This window comes from Streptomyces alboflavus (genome assembly GCF_000716675.1).
Taxonomy (GTDB): Bacteria; Actinomycetota; Actinomycetes; order Streptomycetales; family Streptomycetaceae; genus Streptomyces; species Streptomyces alboflavus.
Genome location: NZ_JNXT01000033.1, coordinates 35,982 through 52,187, shown reverse-complemented (window position 1 = coordinate 52,187; position 16,206 = coordinate 35,982). Strand labels below are relative to the sequence as shown.

The window sequence follows — 16,206 nt, the reverse complement described above, 5'->3', positions numbered from 1 at the left end:
CGCCGTGCCGGAATTGGCCAAGTGTTCGAATCGAAGTGCTGCGGGCCCGTCGGCGTGCGGCTAGCTTGACTGTGACGGAGGCCACAGGGCGGCCCTCCGCGGGCGAATCGAGGGAACGGGCTCATGGAATTCGCGGAAGGCGTCCCCTGCTGGGTGGACGCGATGCTCCCCGACGTCGAGGGCGGCAAGCGCTTCTACGGCGAGCTCTTCGGCTGGACCTTCGACGACGGCGCCGGAGCGGAGTACGGGAACTACACCCAGGCGTTCCTCGCCGGTGAGCCCGTCGCCGCGCTCGCCCCCAAGCCGGACGGGCGCATGCCCACGTCCTGGACGGTCTACCTGGCGACGCCGGACGCGGCCGCCCTCGCCGCGCGGATCAAGGGTGCGGGAGGGCAGATGATCATGGACCCGATGCCGGTCGGGCCGTTCGGCACGACGGGGCTCGCGGCCGACCCCGAGGGCGCCGTCTTCGGCCTCTGGCAGGCGGGCACGCACGTGGGCTTCGGGGTTCAGCGTGAGCCCGGCGCCTTCTGCTGGACCGAGGTGTACGCCCGGGCCAAGGAGACGGTCGACCCCTTCTACGAGGGCGTCTTCGGCTACGGGGGCCAGGATCTGGACGACGCGGGCGAGGACTTCCGGATCTGGTCGCCCGCCGGGGCGCGGCCGGGGCCCGAGACCGCGATCGGCGGCCGGGCGCTGATGGGCGGGTCCTTCCCCGCCGAGATGCCCCCGCACTTCCTCAACTACTTCGTCGTCGCCGACTGCGACGCGGCCGCCGCCACCGCCCGCCACCTCGGGGGCCGCGTGCGCGACGAGCCGCAGGACACGCCGTACGGCCGCATCTGCACCCTGGTGGACAACCAGGGCGCCGCTTTCGCCGTCCTCCAGGAGCCGGGCCAGATGTGAACCGGGCCGGGTGGGAACGGGTGTGAACCGGAAGAACCGGATGTGAACCAGGAGCGGTGCGGGAGCGTACGCGAGGGGTATCGGAGGGCATCACCCCATTTGATGTACCAGTACGTCACCTTTGTCCCGAAACGGCCCGATCTTGCCCCGGGTTCGCAACCGTGGCCCGAGCCAGGAAGAATCAGGGTGCGTGCCGCCGTAGCGGCTCGGTGGTGAGACGCTGCACGGGGCTGCTCTAGGCGGCGGCCGCGCGTACGGGGAGGTGGCAGGCAAGTGGTGGACCAGCTGACGCAGCACGATCCGCGGCGGATCGGCCCGTTCGAGGTCCTTGGACGGCTCGGCGCCGGTGGCATGGGACTCGTCTATCTCGCGCGCTCGGCCTCCGGGCGACGCGTGGCGATCAAGACGGTCAGAACCGAGCTCGCCGAGGACCAGCTGTTCCGCGTCCGCTTCACGCGCGAGGTCGAGGCGGCCCGCGCCGTGTCCGGCTTCTACACGGCCGCCGTGGTCGACGCCGACCCGCGCGCCGCCGTGCCCTGGCTCGCCACCGCGTACGTGCCCGCGCCCTCGCTCGAGGAAATAGTGAACGAGCACGGGCCGCTGCCCACCCAGGCCGTGCGCTGGCTGGCCGCGGGCGTCGCCGAGGCCCTGGAGTCCATCCACGGCGCCGGGCTCGTCCACCGCGACCTGAAGCCGTCCAACGTGCTCGTCGTCGAGGACGGTCCCCGCGTCATCGACTTCGGCATCGCGTCGGGCGTCTCCAACACCCGCCTGACCATGACCAACGTCGCCGTCGGCACCCCCGCCTACATGTCGCCCGAGCAGGCCAAGGACTCCCGCAGCGTCACCGGCGCCAGCGACGTCTTCTCCCTCGGCTCCACCCTCGTCTTCGCCGCCACCGGGCACGCCCCCTTCCACGGCGCCAACCCCGTCGAGACCGTCTTCATGCTCCTGCGCGAGGGCCCCGACCTGGAGGGCCTGCCCGACGAGCTGCGGCCCCTCATCGAGTCCTGCATGCAGATGGAGGCCGCGCGCAGGCCCACGCCCGGCGACCTCCAGGCCCAGCTCGCCCCGCACCTCTTCGCCTCCGAGGGCAACGGCGACGACAGCGGCACCGCCTCCGCCTGGCTGCCCGAGCGGGCCGTCGCGCTCATCGAGGCGCGCCGGGGCGGACGCCCGCCCGCGCGCGCCGCCGCCACCGGAGGCTCCGCGGGCCGGGGAGCACGCGGCAGCGCCGCCGCCGGGGCCTCGGCCGCGCCCGTCTCCGCCGTCCCGCCGCCGCCCCGGCAGGCCCCCGCTGTGCCCTCGCACGCCCCCGGCCTGCCCTCCCAGGTGCCGTCCGTGCCGTCCTCCGGGGCCTCCCAGCCCTTCCACGCGCCGCCCGGCGCCTCCCAGCCCTTCCACGCGCCCGGCCACGCCGCGCCCGACGCCGGACCCGTGCAGCTCGCCGGGGCGCAGGTGCCGATCGGGCCCGGGCCGCGCGTCGCCGAGGCCCGCGGTGCCGCGGCGCCCGTCGACTCCGGGCTCGCCGGGTCGTGGTCGCGGTCGGCGCGGGCGCCCGGGGCCGGGCGGTCCGGGCCGCACGCGGCCAACGGGGCCAACGGCGTCGACGCGGGCGTCACCGGCGGCGCGGCGGCGGGTGCCCCGGCACCGGGCTCCGGCGCCCCCGCGTCCTGGCGGCCCTGGCGGTTCCGCATGTCCAACGACGTCTGGGGGACACCCGCCGTCGCCGGGAACCTCGTGTACGTCACGTCCTTCGAGGTGCACGCCCTCGACGTGAGCACCGGACGGCGCAGCTTCAAGACCCGCGACGTCGCCTGGTCCATGGCCGTCGCAGACGGCCGCATCCACGCCTCCGACGGCCCCACCCTCTACGCCCTCGACGGCACCGACGGCTCCGACCTGTGGCGGATCCAGACCGACGCCTGGGTGTACGCCCTGCAGGCCGACCGGGGCACCGTCGTCACCGCGACCCGCGGCGGCGGCGTGCAGGGCTGGGAGGCCGCGAACGGCGAGAAGCTCTGGGAGATCACGAACGCCCAGACCGAGTTCGAGACGCCCGAGGCCGCGCCCGTCATCGTCGACGGCACCGTGTACGTCTGGAAGGACGCCCGTCTTCGCGCCGTCGAGGCCCGCACCGGCATCGAGCGCTGGTCCTACCCCGTCGGCGACGCCGCGTCCTGCGGCGGCGTGCCGGTCCGGGTCACCCAGGCACCCGACGGGTACGCGTACATCGCCGCGGGCAGCCGCGTCCTCGCCGTCGACGTGGCCGCCGGGCACGTCCGCTGGCACTTCGAGGCGCCCGCCGCGTTCCTCTGTCCGCCCGCCTTCGCCCCCGGACCCGCCGTCACCGGCGGCGGTGTGTACCTCGCCGACTACCTCGGCACCGTGTACGCCCTCGACGCCACCGACGGCCGCGACCGCTGGCGCATCGCCACCGAGGCCCGCTCCTCCGTCGACCCCGTCCTCGTCGCCGACGGCCACGTCCACGTGGGCAGCGGCAAGGGCCTCTACACCCTCGACGCCGTCACCGGCACCCCCAAGTGGCGCTTCCAGGCGGGCGGCGAGGTCGTCGGCTCCCCGGTCGTCGCCGACCGGCGCATCCACTTCGGCGCCACCGACCACCTCCTCTACACCCTCAAGGCCGACGACGGCCGCCTCCGCTGGAAGCTCGCCACCGGCGGCGAGATCACCGGCGCCCCGGTGGTCAGGGACGGCGTGGTGTACGCGTGCAGCAAGGACCGCTGCGTGTACGCCCTCGACGCGGAGCGGGGCACGGCGACCTCGCGCTGAGCCTCGGCGCGGGGGTGCTCTACCGGGTCCGGAAGCCGTCGCCCCGGCCGCGTGCCGCGAACAGCTCCGCCTGCCGTGCGGCGTCCGCGTTGCCGAGGGCGACGAGGTGCTGGGCCTGCGCCATGGCCTGCGTACGGGCGGCCTCCTTGGCGGACCACACGGCGCGCACCGTGCCCTGCACGGCCTCCGTCGGCAAGGCGGCGATCGTGGCGGCGGCCCGCACCGCCGCGGCCACCACCTCCTCGCCCGGCACCACCTCCGACACCAGGCCGATCTCGTACGCCCGCCGCGCCGACACCCGCTCCGCCGTCCCCATCAGGGACATCCGCGCCACCTCCCCGAACGGCATCCGCTGCGCCATGGCGATGGCCTCGTACGCGCTCACCATCCCGTACGTCGTGTGCGGGTCGAAGAACGTGGCGTGCTCCGCCGCGACCACGAACTCGCACTCGCCGACGAGGTAGAACGCCCCGCCGCACGCCATGCCGTTCACGGCGGCGACGACCGGCTTCCACAGGTCGTTGGCCTTCGGGCCGACGGTGAGGAGCGGGTCCTCGACCGAGTACGGGGACGACGGCTGCGGGACCTCGGCGGTGCGGTCGATCCCGGTGCAGAAGGCCCGGTCACCGGCGCCGGTGAGGACGACCGCCCGGACCGTGTCGTCGCCCCGGAACTGCCGCCACAGCCAGGCGAGTTCGGCCGCCGTCTCCGGAGTCAGCGCGTTGTGCCGCTCCGGCCGGTCCAGGGTCACCACGACGACCCCGGGCGCCGCGTCCCGCTCCACCCGCACCCCGGCCGCCACCGCCTCCGGGTCCGTCATGACCGCTCCAGGACCCACTGCGGCAGCACGATGCCGCCGCGCTCGGCGAAGACCACCTGCACGCGGGCCCCGATGCGGAGGCGTTCCTGTGGGACGGAGTTCGGGGGTGCGCCCGCCCTGGCGACGAGGTTGCCCACCAGGCGGATCTTGGGGGCGTCGGTGAGTTCCACGAGGATCGCGTTGTACGGGGAGAGGGCGGCGTAGGCCGGGAGGAGCGGGGGGTGGGGGATCACGTAGGACCAGATCCTGCCCTTGCCGGTCATGCGGCGCCATTCGGTGGCGAAGGAGTGGCAGTGGGGGCAGCAGGGCCTTGGCGGCCAGCGGAGTGCTCCGCAGGTTTTGTCGGCGCAGGCCTGGATGCGGAGTTCGCCTCGGGCGGCGTGGTCCCAGAAGGGGGCGCCGTCGTCGTCCACGACCGGGGTCAGCAGGGGTTCGGGGGGTGCCTTCGCGTCTGCCATGTCGGTGTCCCTTCGCGGGTGCGGGATGGTTCGTGGTTGCTCGCGCAGTTCCCCGCGCCCCTTGGGGGGCGTGGGTTCCTCGGCGCATACGGGTGCCCCCTTACTGGGTCCGCAGCAGCAATGCCGATGTCGGGACTCCCTCGCCCGCCGTCACCAGGCACGTCGTCGCCCCCGGGACCTGGGCTGTGCTCGTGCCCCGCAGTTGCTTCACGCCCTCGTTGATCAGGTTGAAGCCGTGCACGTAGGCCTCGCTGAGGCCGCCGCCGCCCGTGTTGAGGGGGAGGCGGCCGCCGATCTCCAGGGCGCCGCCCTCCGTGAACGCGCCGCCCTCGCCCCGGTCGCAGAAGCCGTAGCCCTCCAGGGAGAGCGGGATGAGGGGGGTGAAGGCGTCGTAGATCTGGGCCACGTCGACGTCGTGGGGGCCGAAGTCGGCCTGTTTCCAGAGCTGTCGGGCGGCCGTCCAGGCGGGGCCCGAGAGCGGGTCGTCGTTCCAGTAGTTGACCATGCCGTGGTGCTGGGCGGGCAGGCCCTGGGCGGCGGAGTGGACGTAGACGGGCTGCCGGCGGCAGTCGCGGGCGCGCTCGGCGGAGACGACGACGCAGGCCAGCGCGCCGTCCGTCTCCAGGCAGTTGTCGAAGAGGCAGAGCGGCTCGCTGATCCAGCGCGAGGTCATATACATGTCGCGGGTCAGCGGGCGTTCGTACATCATCGCGGCCGGGTTCTGGTTGGCGCGGTTGCGGCAGGCGAGGGCGACGTTGAAGAGGTGGTCGCGGGTCGCGCCGTACTCGTGCAGATAGCGGCGCGTCAGCATCGCGATCTCGTCGGCGGGGCGGAGCAGGCCGAAGGGACGTGTCCACTGGGCGGGGGTGGGGAGTTGGGCGGTGGTGTTGCGCCACGGCCGGGGCCCGCTGCCGCGTTTGCGGGAGCGCCAGGCGACGCCGACGCTCGCCTGCCCGGTGGCGATCGCGGACGCCAGGTGCGCGACCGTGGCGCAGGAACCCCCGCCCCCGTACCCGACCTTGCTGAAGAACGTGACGTCACCCGCGCCGATCGCCTTGGCGACCTCGACCTCGTCGGTCTCCTCCATCGTGTACGAGGCGAACGCGTCGACCTCGGACGGGGCTATCCCCGCGTCGTCGAGCGCGGCGAGGACGGCCCGGCAGGCCAACGTCTTCTCGCTCTCGGGGAGTTGTCTGGCGAAGGGGGTCTGTCCGATACCGGCTATCGCTGTGGCGTCCTTGAGTGAGGCCATGGCTTGCACACCTCCGCGCGCGTCGTGGGCGAGCCCTCGCTGCTGACAGCGCGTCAGGCTACCGCTAATCTGACGGATAGTCAGCTAGTGGGCGACGGCGGGAGGGGCGGCCATGCGCGGCGACCTGGAGTGGGGCAGCGTGCCGGGCCTGGTCCGGGCGGCGGCACAGCGGTACGCGGACCGGGAGGCGGTCGTCGAGGGCCGCACCCGGGTGACGTACCGCGAACTCGGCGACCGGATCGACCGGGCCACCGCCGCCTGCATGGCCACCGGCGTCGAACCGGGCGACCGCGTCGCCGTCTGGGCGCCCAACACCCTCGACTGGATCGTCTCCGCCCTCGGCGCGGTCGGCGCGGGCGCCGTCCTCGTCCCCCTCAACACCCGCTTCAAGGGCACCGAGGCGGCGTACGTCCTCGCCCGGTCCCGGGCCAGGCTGCTCTTCGTCACCGGTACGTTCCTGGGGACGTCGTACGTGGCGTCGCTGCGGCGGGCGGCGGGGGAGCCGCCGGAGTTCGGCGCCGGGGAGACGGCGCCCGGCGCGGGGCCGCTGCCGGGGCTCCCGCACCTCGAACAGGTCGTCGTCCTCGCCGACGACGCCCCCGAGGACTTCCGCACCTGGAAGGACTTCCTCGCCGGCGGCGACCGGATCACGCGCGAGGCCGTACGCGCCCGCGCAGCCGCCGTCACCGCCGACAGCCCCTCCGACATCGTCTTCACCTCGGGCACCACGGGACGCCCAAAGGGCGCCGTCATCACCCACGCCCAGACCCTGCGCTGCTACGAGATCTGGAGCGACCTCGCCGGGCTCCGCGAAGGCGACCGCTATCTGATCGTGAACCCGTTCTTCCACACCTTCGGCTACAAGGCCGGGATCATCGCCTGTCTGATGCGCGGCGCCACGATGGTGCCCCAGCCGGTCTTCAACGTCGACACCGTCCTCGCGAACATCGCCGCCGAACGCGTCTCCGTCCTCCCCGGCCCGCCCACCCTCCACCAGTCCCTCCTCGACCACCCGTCCCGGGACGCCCACGACCTCTCGGCCCTGCGCCTGGTCGTGACCGGCGCGGCGGTGGTCCCCCTGCGCCTGGTCGAACGCCTCCGCGCCGAGCTCCACATCGCCACCGTCCTGACGGCGTACGGACTCTCCGAGGCCAGCGGCATCGTCACCATGTGCCGCAGGGGCGACCCCGCCGAGGTCATCGCGTCGACGTCGGGCCGGGCGATCCCGGACACGGAGGTGAAGGTGGTGTCGCCCGCCGGTGACCCGCTGCCCCCCGGCACCCCCGGCGAGATCCTCGTCCGCGGCCACCACGTCATGAGCGGCTACTTCGAGGACCCCGCCGAGACCCGCAAGGTCCGCACCCCCGACGGCTGGCTGCGCACCGGCGACATCGGCGTCCTGGACGCGGCGGGCAACCTGCGCATCACCGACCGGATCAAGGACATGTTCATCGTCGGCGGCTTCAACGCCTACCCCGCCGAGATCGAACAGCTCCTCGGCACCCACCCCGAGGTCGCCGACGCCGCCGTCATCGGCGTCCCCGACGCCCGCCTCGGCGAGGTCGGCAAGGCGTACGTCGTCCGACGACCGGGCTCCACCCTTACGGCCGACGACGTGATCGCCTGGTCCCGGCGCGAGATGGCCAACTACAAGGTGCCGCGCGAGGTGGAGTTCGTGCCGGAGCTGCCGCGGAACGCTAGCGGGAAGGTGGTGAAGGGGGAGCTGCGCAGGCTGCTTTGACCAGGCCGCACCCGAACGAGTGGCGATTCCGCCACACGGACCGGGCAGGGCGTCCCTCTCGCATGATGACCTCCATGAAGGCAGGCATGGCCGCGTCGTCACACGGCGATCAGCAGGCGTCGGCCAACTCCGGGAACTGGATGTACCCGCCGAGCGACGGCTGGACCTGGGGCCAGGTCCAGGAGCTGGATGTCCCATTCGGCTGGGATCTCGTGGATGGGAACATCGTGGTGCGCGGGAGGGCGGAGGTATGGCATCAGTACGTGCGGGGTGCGCTGCTCTGTCAGCTGCAGCTCGCGAGGCGTGCGCCGCATTCCACTGTCACTGGCGCGTCGAACGCGGCGAGGACGACGTCCCCGTCGTGCACGAGTTCTGGCGCCACCACGAGGCCGGGGTCTACGCCCCCAGCCCCGAGCAGCCCACGCACACCGGCAAGCTCACCACGGACGTGCCGTTCCCGGTCGACATCGACCTGCGCACACGGATCGAGCTCTGACGGCTGCTGCCGCCTGGGTGAGCGGTGCGTCGCGGGCGAGGCCGCGGAGGCAATCCGCCCCCGGCTCGACAACGGCACGAACGATCTCCGGGGCATGTACGGCGCACTGCACCTGCATGCCGCGATCACGTTGAGCGGTACCGGGGGAACACGCTCGTGTCGATGGTCCACTCCCCGAGCCGCACGGTGTCGCCGAACTTGTACCGGCTCGGGGTGTCTCGGTACTGCGGTTCGCCGCTTGCGGTGTCGGGGCCGGAGTGGACGGCGACCGTGCCGTCACGGGGGTCGATGATCGCGTAGACCGGGACGCCCATGCGAGGGTAGTCGCGGAGCTTGGTGATGTAGTCGTTGCCAGGGTTCGAAGGGGACACGACCTCGACCGCGACGGACACGTCACGGGCGAACACGGCGAAGTCGTCGTCCTGGCGGTCGTACGCCTCGCCGGTCACGATCAGCAGGTCCGCCGTGCGGCAAAGACCGATCTGAGGGTGGTGCACGCGGTTCTCCGCGAGAGTGAGCGCGCGGTCGTCCTGGCCCGCGATCTGGACGATCAGGCGGCTGACGATGAGCCCGTGCGGGTTGGAGGGAGACATCATGTGGACGGTGATCTCCTGGTTCCCGATGTCGGCCCGTACCCGGTTTCCGTGCCGGTCGGCGGCGTCGATGAACTCGTCGGCCAGGACACGGAGCTGATCGTAGGTGGCGGTCGCTGCGGGCGGGTGCGGTTCGACCGGCTGCGCGCTCACGTCGGTCCCCTTCTCACATGGTGTCGTGGTGTCCACCGTACTGCGGTGGCGCGGCCCGTGCGGAAGCCCGCACGGGGTACTTGGAGGGCGCGTCACCGTGACGCGACGCGCTCAGGCCGTCGCGGTCCGCTCTCCCGCGCTGCGCTCCACGCAGAACTCGTTGCCCTCGATGTCGGCGAGGGTCACCCAGCCGCGTCCGTCCGGCAGCCGGTGGTCGGCCACGAGGGTCGCGCCGAGGGCGGTCACGCGCTCGACCTCCTCGTCCCGCGTGCGGTCCTGCGGCTGCAGGTCGAAGTGCACGCGGTTCTTCACGGTCTTCTCGTCCGGCACGGTCACGAACAGCAGCGTCGGCCCGCCCGGCGTACTCACCAGCGCCTCCGGGTCCCCCGGAGAGTCCTCGTCGGAGATCGAGCCCTCCAGGACCTCGGCCCAGAACGACCCGAGCTTGTAGGCGTCGGAGCAGTCGAAGGTGATGTGGCGCACGAGAGTTGTCATGGGCGCACTATCGGGCAGGGGGGTGGGGCGGGTCCAACGAATTGCTCTCGGGTGAGGGGGTTCCCGCTCATGCGGCAGGCCGGGGCCGAGCGGCGGCTCGGCCCCGGATGATCAGTGCTGCGGAGCTGTCGGCTGGTGGCCGTCGCCGGGAGGTGCCGGCTGGTGGCCGTCGCCGAACAGCGTCGGCTGGTGTCCGTCACCGGGCGGGGCGGGCTGGTGCCCGTCCCCGAGCGGGCCGACCGGCTGGTGACCGTCCCCGGCCGGGGCCGGGGAGTGGCTGTCGGCGAGGGCCGGGGCGGATGCCCCGGCGGTGGCCGCGGCCAGCACGGCGAGAGTCACAAGAGCTTTTCTGGTTCGAGTCATTCCAACTCCTTGGAGGGGGCCGGCATTCAACTGTCGACTCTAGCCGCATTTCGCACGTTATGTTCGAACAAGTCCCGCTAAGTTTCGGCAAGTTGGCCGAAATGTCTTGCTCCAGATATGCCTCGGCCGCGGCGGCTCCCCCTCCGCGCCGCCGCGGCCGATCCCCGTCGGAATGGCAGTAGTTGTCAGGCACCCCGCTGAGGCGGAGCGGGCGTGTGGCCGTCGCCCAGCGCCACGGTCTTGTCCTTCTTCGGCGGGACGGGCGTGTGTCCGTCGCCCAGCGTGGTGGCGTCGTCCACCGGCGGGGCCGGCGTGTGTCCGTCGCCCTTGGGCGCCTGCTTGGGCTTTGCGGTGTCGCTCATGACCGGGACTCCTAGGTTCAGTGCTGTGATCGGGAGCAAGGCCCGCTCGGCAACTCCCCCGAGGGTCGCCGAGCGGGCGCATCACGGCCGCTCACGATATCCGCGGGGCCCGCGCGACCCGTCTGCCCCCCGACGCGACGGATCGACTCCATGAGAGTGACACGCGCTCATAAACGTTCGATGAACGCCCTCGGTTGACGCTCAGGCGGCGGTGAGGGGGCCGAGGAGCTTTCGCACGTGAGCGGCCTCGGGAGCCCCGGCCGCCTCATGGATGGCCTGCGCCTTGTGCCAGCACGCCCGGGCGCGGTCCAGCTGCCCGAGGGCGTCCAGGGCCTCGCCGAGCACCGTCAGGACGTTGGCCTTCATCCAGTCGCCGCCGACGAAGCCGGTGGCCAGTGCCTGCTCGGCATGGCGGGCGGCGGCGGCTGGTCGCCGGGCAGCCAGGTGCACCTCGGAGATACGGTACTGCGTTGCCCCTTCCCACAGGCGCTGACGGTTGTCCGCGAACACCTGGTGCGCGGCGGTCAGCTGTGTCAGTGCCTCGTCGTGACGGCCCGCTTGGCCGAGAACGACGCCGAAGGTGTACTGGGCGTTGGCGAGCCGGAACGTGAGCCCCAGCTCGTCGTACAGGGTCATGCCCCGCTGGGACAGCTCGATCGCCTGCGAGGTCCGTCCCATGTCCATGAGGGCGCGCGCGAGATTGCACAGGGCGCTGGCCTCGCCGGAACGATTGCCGTCCGCCTGGAACGCCTTGATAGCCCGGCGGAGGTAGATCTCGCTCGCCGCGGGTTCGTTGATGCAGTTGCTGATGATCCCCTGCTCGTTCGGCGCGTTCCCGCCGGCCCAGGGGTCACCGGAGGTGAGTGCCAACGCGGCGGCGCGTTCCAGTTCACCTGCCGCCACGCGGAAGTGCCCCACCTTGCTGAGGACTTGCGCGAGACTCACACGCGCGCGACCCTCCGCCCAGGCGTCCCCGCAGTCCGCGGCGGCGTCGCGGGCCGCGATCGCCGCGGACTCGTACCGGAGCGAACTCGCACCCGATTCCGCCAGGTCCTTGGCGGCCAGGAGCAGGTCCACCGCCCGCCGCAGCGAGCCCGGAATCAAGGACTGCTGTACGCAGGCCAGGATGCACGCGGCCTCCGCGTGCAGCCAGTCCAGAGCCGTGGACTCGCCGGTGAAGTCGAGACCGGTCCCGCCCGTCACCTCCAGGTGATCCACGGTCCTGTCTCCGGGACGCTCGATCGCGTACACCCGCGCCGCCGATGCCAGATAGAAGTCCAGCAACCGCGACAGCGCCGCGTCCCGCAGACCCGGCGGCAGCTCGTCCCGTTCCGCGCACGCGCGGGCGTAGAGCCGTACGAGGTCGTGGTAGCGGTAGCGGCCGGGTGCGGCGGACTCCAGGAGGGAGGTGTCGACGAGCGACTCCAGGAGGTCCTCGGCGTCCTCCACCGGGAGGTCGAGCATCGCGGCGGCGGCCGTCAGGGAGATGTCGGGGCCGTCGGCGAGGCCGAGCAGGCGGAAGGCGCGGGCCTGGGCGGGCTCCAGCTGGCCGTAGCCCAGCTCGAACGTGGCCTCGACCGCGAGGTCGCCCGCCTGGAGCTCGTCGAGGCGCCGCCGCTCGTCGGCGAGCTTGGCGGCGAGCGTGGCGACGGTCCAGGTGCGGCGCGCGGCGAGACGGGACGCCGCGATCCGGATCGCGAGGGGCAGGAATCCGCACGCGGCGACCACGTCGAGCGCCGCCTCGCGCTCGGACACCACCCGCTCCTCGCCGATGATCTTCGTGAAGAGCTGCAGGGCCTCGTCGGGAGACATGACGTCGAGGTCGACGAGGTGCGCCCCGGCGAGGTCCACCATCCGCATCCGGCTGGTGACGAGCGCCGCGCACCCCTCCATGCCGGGCAGCAGCGGCCGCACCTGCGCGGCGTCGCGGGCGTTGTCGAGCAGGACGAGCACAGGCCGGCCGTCGAGGACGGAGCGGAACAGCGCGGCCCGCTCCTCCAGCGTCTCCGGGATGGCGTCGTCCGCCGTGCCGAGGCCCCGCAGGAACGCGCCGAGCACCGTCTCGGGCTCGGCGGCGCGCGGCCCGGCGCCCTGGAGGTCGACGTACAACTGCCCGTCGGGGAAGTGCGCCCGCGCCGCATGCGCGACATGCACCGCGAGCGTCGTCTTCCCCACACCCCCGATCCCCGCCAGCGCGGAGACGGCCATCACGCGCCCCTCCGCCGTCGACAGGATGTCGCTGAGTTCCTTGACGAAGGAGACGCGGCCGGTGAAGTCCTGGACGGTGGCGGGCAGCTGGGCCGGGCGGACGACGCCCGCGGCGGGCTCCGTCGCGGGGGCGGAGGGCTCGGCGAGGGCCGGGTCGGCCTGGAGGATGCGCTGCTGGAGTTCCTGGAGGCCGGGGCGCGGGTCGACGCCGAGTTCGTCGGCGAGGAGGCGGCGGGTGTCGGCGTAGACGGCGAGGGCCTCGGCCTGGCGCCCTGAGCGGTAGAGGGCGAGCATCAGGAGTTCGCGCAGCCGCTCCCGCAGGGGGTGCGCGGCGGTGAGGGCGGTCAGCTCGGAGACGGACTCGGCGTGGCGGCCCTGTTCCAGGTCCATGTCGAGGCGGGCTTCGAGGAGTTGCAGGCGCCATTCCTCAAGGCGGGTGCGCTGGGCGTCCGCGTAGGGCCCGGGCACGTTGGCGAGGGGCTCGCCGTCCCACAGGGACAGGGCCTCCTTGACCAGGGAGCGGGCCTGGTGCAGATCGCCGAGCCCGCGCGCCCGCTCGGCCGCCGACCACAGCTGCTCCGCCTCGGCGAGGTCGAGCACGCCGTCGGCGGCCCGCACGGCATAGCCGCCGGACTCGCTGACGAGGGCGCCGGAAGGCAGCACCTTGCGCAGCCGGGACGCGTACGTACGGATCGCGGCGAGCGCCTGCGAGGGCGGGTCCTCGCCCCAGATGGCGTCGATGAGTTCGGAGGCGGTGGCGGTGCGTCCGTCGCGGAGGAGCAGGGCCGCGAGCAGGGCGCGCTGCTGGGGGGAGCCGGTGGGCAGGGGCTCCTCGCCGAGCCAGGCACGGACGGGCCCGAGCACGCTGAAGCGGGCGGCGGGCTGCCCGTCGGCCTGCCTCTCGGCGACGCCGGCGCCGTCCACGGGCGCGGGCCCGTCGTCCCCGAGCGCACCCGAAGACACGCTCCGCGCCTCCCCGTCAGCCGTCTCCACCGTCCGCGACACCCGCGCCGTCGTGCCAGGGTCGCTTTCCGCCGCCGAACGCCGCTGCTCCGGCACTCGCGGTAGTCCGTCCATCGCTCCCCCTGCTGCCCTGCCGTACGCAGTTGCTGAAGTCTTCTCAAATACGCCCAACTGTGCCCGGCTGTGCCTGGTTTGTGCCCGCCTCGGACCTGCCCTGCCCGTGCGGCTTGCTGCGGTGCACAGTTTGCCTTGTCCGGAGCGGATGCGTCAGCCGTGGGAGACGGCTCTCACAGGGTTCCCGCACCAGTGACTGAATCCGGACAACTGACGGATCGTCAGATGCGCGCTACCGTGAGGCTCATGGAGACAAGGGAGAGCACCAGGGAGAGCACTCGGGAGACCGCCCCCGCCGAGCCGCCGTTCCCGAGGATCATCTCGGTGGACGACCACACGGTGGAGCCGCCGCACGTCTGGCGGGACCGCCTCCCGGCGAAGTACCAGGACCGAGGACCCCGCATCGTCCGCGCCCCCCTCAAGGAAATGACCTTTTTGGGCGGTAAGTTCGCCCCTGTGATGGGGGAGAAAGGGGATGATGGCCCCATAGGGGACTGGTGGGTGTACGAGGAGTTGCACCGCCCGCTGACCCGCCTCGACACCGCCGTCGGCTACGACCGCGACGAGATCAAGCTCGAAGTGATCACGTACGAGCAGATGCGGCGCGGCTCCTTCAGCGTCCCCGACCGCCTCGCCGACATGGACGTCAACCACGTCCAGTCCGCCCTGTGCTTCCCCACCTTCCCGCGCTTCTGCGGCCAGACGTTCACCGAGGCCCCCGACCGTGACCTGGGGCTTCTCGCCGTGCGGGCGTACAACGACTGGATGGTGGACGAGTGGTGCGGCCCCGCCGCGCAAGGTCGGCTGATACCGCTCACCCTCATCCCCCTCTGGGACGCCGAGCTTGCGGCCGCCGAGGTGCGGCGCAACGCGGCGCGCGGGGTGCGGGCCGTCGCCTTTTCGGAAATCCCGCCACATCTCGGACTTCCTTCGATCCACACGGACTACTGGGACCCGTTCCTCGCCGCCTGTGACGAGACGGGCACGGTGGTGGCGATGCACATCGGGTCGTCCAGCAAGATGCCGTCGACCTCCGCCGATGCACCACCCGCCGTCGGCTCCACGATCACGTTCGCGAACTGCTGCTTCTCGATGGTCGACTGGCTGATGAGCGGCAAGTTCGAGCGCTTCCCCCACGTCCGCGTGATGTACGCCGAGGGGCAGATCGGCTGGATCCCCTACATCCTGGAGCGCGCCGACGTCGTCTGGGAGGAGAACCGGGGCTGGGGCGGCGTCGCCGACAAGGTGCACCGCCCGCCGTCCGAGCTGTTCGCCGACCACGTCTTCGGCTGCTTCTTCGACGACGCCTTCGGCCTGCGCAACCTCGACGCGATCGGCGTCGGCAACGTCCTGTACGAGACCGACTACCCGCACTCCGACTCCACCTGGCCCAAGTCCCGCCAGGTCGGCGAGGAGCAGATGGGGCACCTGGCCCCGGACGTCGTGGAGCGGATCGTGCGCGGCAACGCCATCGACCTGCTCGGCCTCACGAAGGACGGCCTGTGGCCGGGACCGGGGGCCTGACCGCCATGGCGGAGCACTTCCCGGCGGGGCGGCTCGCGTACGGGATGCAGCTTCCGGTGCAGGCCCAGAGCGCGGTGTTCGCCGAGCCGTGGGAGGCCGACGCGGACCCCGGCGACCTGGTCGAGATCGCCCGCACGGCCGACCGCGCGGGCTTCGCCTACCTCGCCGCCTGCGACCACGTGGCCATCCCGCGGCGGCTCGCGGACGCGATGGGCACCACCTGGTACGACCCCGTGGCCACGCTCTCCTTCCTGGCCGGGGTCACCGAACGCGTCCGCCTGCTCAGTCATGTCGCGATCGTCGGCCTGCGCCACCCGCTCCTGACCGCCAAGAGCTACGCCACCCTCGACCACCTCAGCGGCGGCCGCCTGATCCTCGGTGTCGGCGCCGGGCACGTGGCGGAGGAGTTCGACGTCCTCGGCGCCGACTTCGCGGGGCGCGGCCCGCTGCTCGACGAGACCGTGGACGCGCTGCGGGCCGCGCTCGGTCCTGAGGAGTTCCCCGAGCACCACGGCGAGCGCTTCGCCTTCGAGGACCTCGGGCAGCGGCCCAGGCCCGCCCAGGAGCGGGTGCCGATCTGGGTCGGCGGCTCCTCGCCCGCCGCCGTCCGCAGGGCCGCGACCCGCGGCGACGGCTGGCTGCCGCAGGGCGACCCGCGCGACCGGCTGCCCGCGCAGATCGCGAAGCTGCGGCGGCTGCGGGCCGACGCGGGCGTCGAGGCGCCCGTCACCATCGGGGCCATCACCGAGCCGCTGTACGTGGGCGAGCCCTCCTGGCCGGTGGGGCGGCGGGCGCTCAGCGGGAAGCCCGACGCCCTCGCGGAGTCGCTGCGCGCGTACGCGGCGATGGGGGTCGACCAGATCCAGGTGCGGTTCCGCAGCCGGGGCCGCGCCGAACTCACCGATCAGATGGCGGCGTTCGGCGCGGAGGTCGCTCCGCACCTGGACCTGCCCACCTAGGAGGTC

At 72.8% G+C, this 16,206-nt stretch carries 14 protein-coding genes; 6 read left to right on the top strand and 8 right to left on the bottom strand.

All coding sequences use genetic code 11. The annotated features are described in order from the left end of the window. Positions 1–123 precede the first annotated feature (123 nt). Together kbpA and afsK are read left to right on the top strand one after the other, a co-directional pair. Positions 124–906 (top strand): AfsK-binding protein KbpA, encoded by a 783-nt coding sequence (kbpA, locus tag OO63_RS23910; RefSeq protein WP_030361576.1) that lies wholly within the window; start codon positions 124–126, stop codon positions 904–906. 273 nt (positions 907–1,179) lie between these two features. Beyond that, complete coding sequence (gene afsK, locus OO63_RS23905; RefSeq protein WP_030361577.1) at positions 1,180–3,699, top strand: protein serine/threonine kinase AfsK; 2,520 nt, start codon at positions 1,180–1,182, stop codon at positions 3,697–3,699. 19 nt (positions 3,700–3,718) lie between these two features. Here afsK and OO63_RS23900 read toward each other — a convergent pair whose 3' ends face one another. The 3 genes from OO63_RS23900 to OO63_RS23890 form a co-directional block, all read right to left on the bottom strand. Beyond that, positions 3,719–4,519 (bottom strand): enoyl-CoA hydratase/isomerase family protein, encoded by an 801-nt coding sequence (locus OO63_RS23900; protein WP_030361578.1) that lies wholly within the window; start codon positions 4,517–4,519, stop codon positions 3,719–3,721. Beyond that, the gene (locus OO63_RS23895; RefSeq protein ID WP_030361579.1) at positions 4,516–4,947 is read right to left on the bottom strand and encodes a Zn-ribbon domain-containing OB-fold protein; all 432 of its coding nucleotides are present in this window, start codon (positions 4,945–4,947) and stop codon (positions 4,516–4,518) included. Before OO63_RS23895 ends, OO63_RS23900 begins: the two co-directional genes overlap by 4 nt. A gap of 130 nt (positions 4,948–5,077) precedes the next feature. After that, positions 5,078–6,229 (bottom strand): lipid-transfer protein, encoded by a 1,152-nt coding sequence (locus tag OO63_RS23890; protein WP_030361580.1) that lies wholly within the window; start codon positions 6,227–6,229, stop codon positions 5,078–5,080. A gap of 112 nt (positions 6,230–6,341) precedes the next feature. Between OO63_RS23890 and OO63_RS23885 the strand changes: the two genes are divergently transcribed. Then, positions 6,342–7,970: a FadD3 family acyl-CoA ligase gene (locus OO63_RS23885; RefSeq protein WP_030361581.1), complete on the top strand. Its 1,629-nt coding sequence runs from the start codon at positions 6,342–6,344 to the stop codon at positions 7,968–7,970. A 361-nt stretch (positions 7,971–8,331) separates the two neighbouring features. Beyond that, complete coding sequence (locus OO63_RS47405; protein WP_267885486.1) at positions 8,332–8,466, top strand: hypothetical protein; 135 nt, start codon at positions 8,332–8,334, stop codon at positions 8,464–8,466. 125 nt (positions 8,467–8,591) lie between these two features. Here OO63_RS47405 and OO63_RS23880 read toward each other — a convergent pair whose 3' ends face one another. The 5 genes from OO63_RS23880 to afsR all read right to left on the bottom strand — a co-directional run bounded on the left by OO63_RS23880 (position 8,592) and on the right by afsR (position 13,717). Then, on the bottom strand, positions 8,592–9,212 hold the full coding sequence (locus OO63_RS23880; protein WP_051811129.1) for a Uma2 family endonuclease: 621 nt from the start codon (positions 9,210–9,212) through the stop codon (positions 8,592–8,594). 111 nt (positions 9,213–9,323) lie between these two features. Beyond that, the gene (locus OO63_RS23875; RefSeq protein ID WP_030361583.1) at positions 9,324–9,707 is read right to left on the bottom strand and encodes a VOC family protein; all 384 of its coding nucleotides are present in this window, start codon (positions 9,705–9,707) and stop codon (positions 9,324–9,326) included. A gap of 111 nt (positions 9,708–9,818) precedes the next feature. After that, the gene (locus OO63_RS23870; protein ID WP_033264393.1) at positions 9,819–10,070 is read right to left on the bottom strand and encodes a hypothetical protein; all 252 of its coding nucleotides are present in this window, start codon (positions 10,068–10,070) and stop codon (positions 9,819–9,821) included. A gap of 185 nt (positions 10,071–10,255) precedes the next feature. Continuing rightward, positions 10,256–10,432, bottom strand: coding sequence for a sigma-like protein (locus OO63_RS44805; protein WP_106983463.1), 177 nt, complete (start codon positions 10,430–10,432; stop codon positions 10,256–10,258). 201 nt (positions 10,433–10,633) lie between these two features. Continuing rightward, on the bottom strand, positions 10,634–13,717 hold the full coding sequence (gene afsR, locus OO63_RS23865; protein WP_397622269.1) for an SARP-family global regulator AfsR: 3,084 nt from the start codon (positions 13,715–13,717) through the stop codon (positions 10,634–10,636). A gap of 246 nt (positions 13,718–13,963) precedes the next feature. On the opposite strand from afsR, the gene OO63_RS23860 reads away from it, so the two are divergent. Next, positions 13,964–15,241 (top strand): amidohydrolase family protein, encoded by a 1,278-nt coding sequence (locus OO63_RS23860; RefSeq protein ID WP_051811127.1) that lies wholly within the window; start codon positions 13,964–13,966, stop codon positions 15,239–15,241. Positions 15,242–15,246: 5 nt separating this feature from the next. After that, positions 15,247–16,200, top strand: a complete 954-nt coding sequence (locus tag OO63_RS23855; RefSeq protein ID WP_030361586.1) for an LLM class F420-dependent oxidoreductase — start codon at positions 15,247–15,249, stop codon at positions 16,198–16,200. The last annotated feature ends 6 nt before the right edge of the window (positions 16,201–16,206 follow it).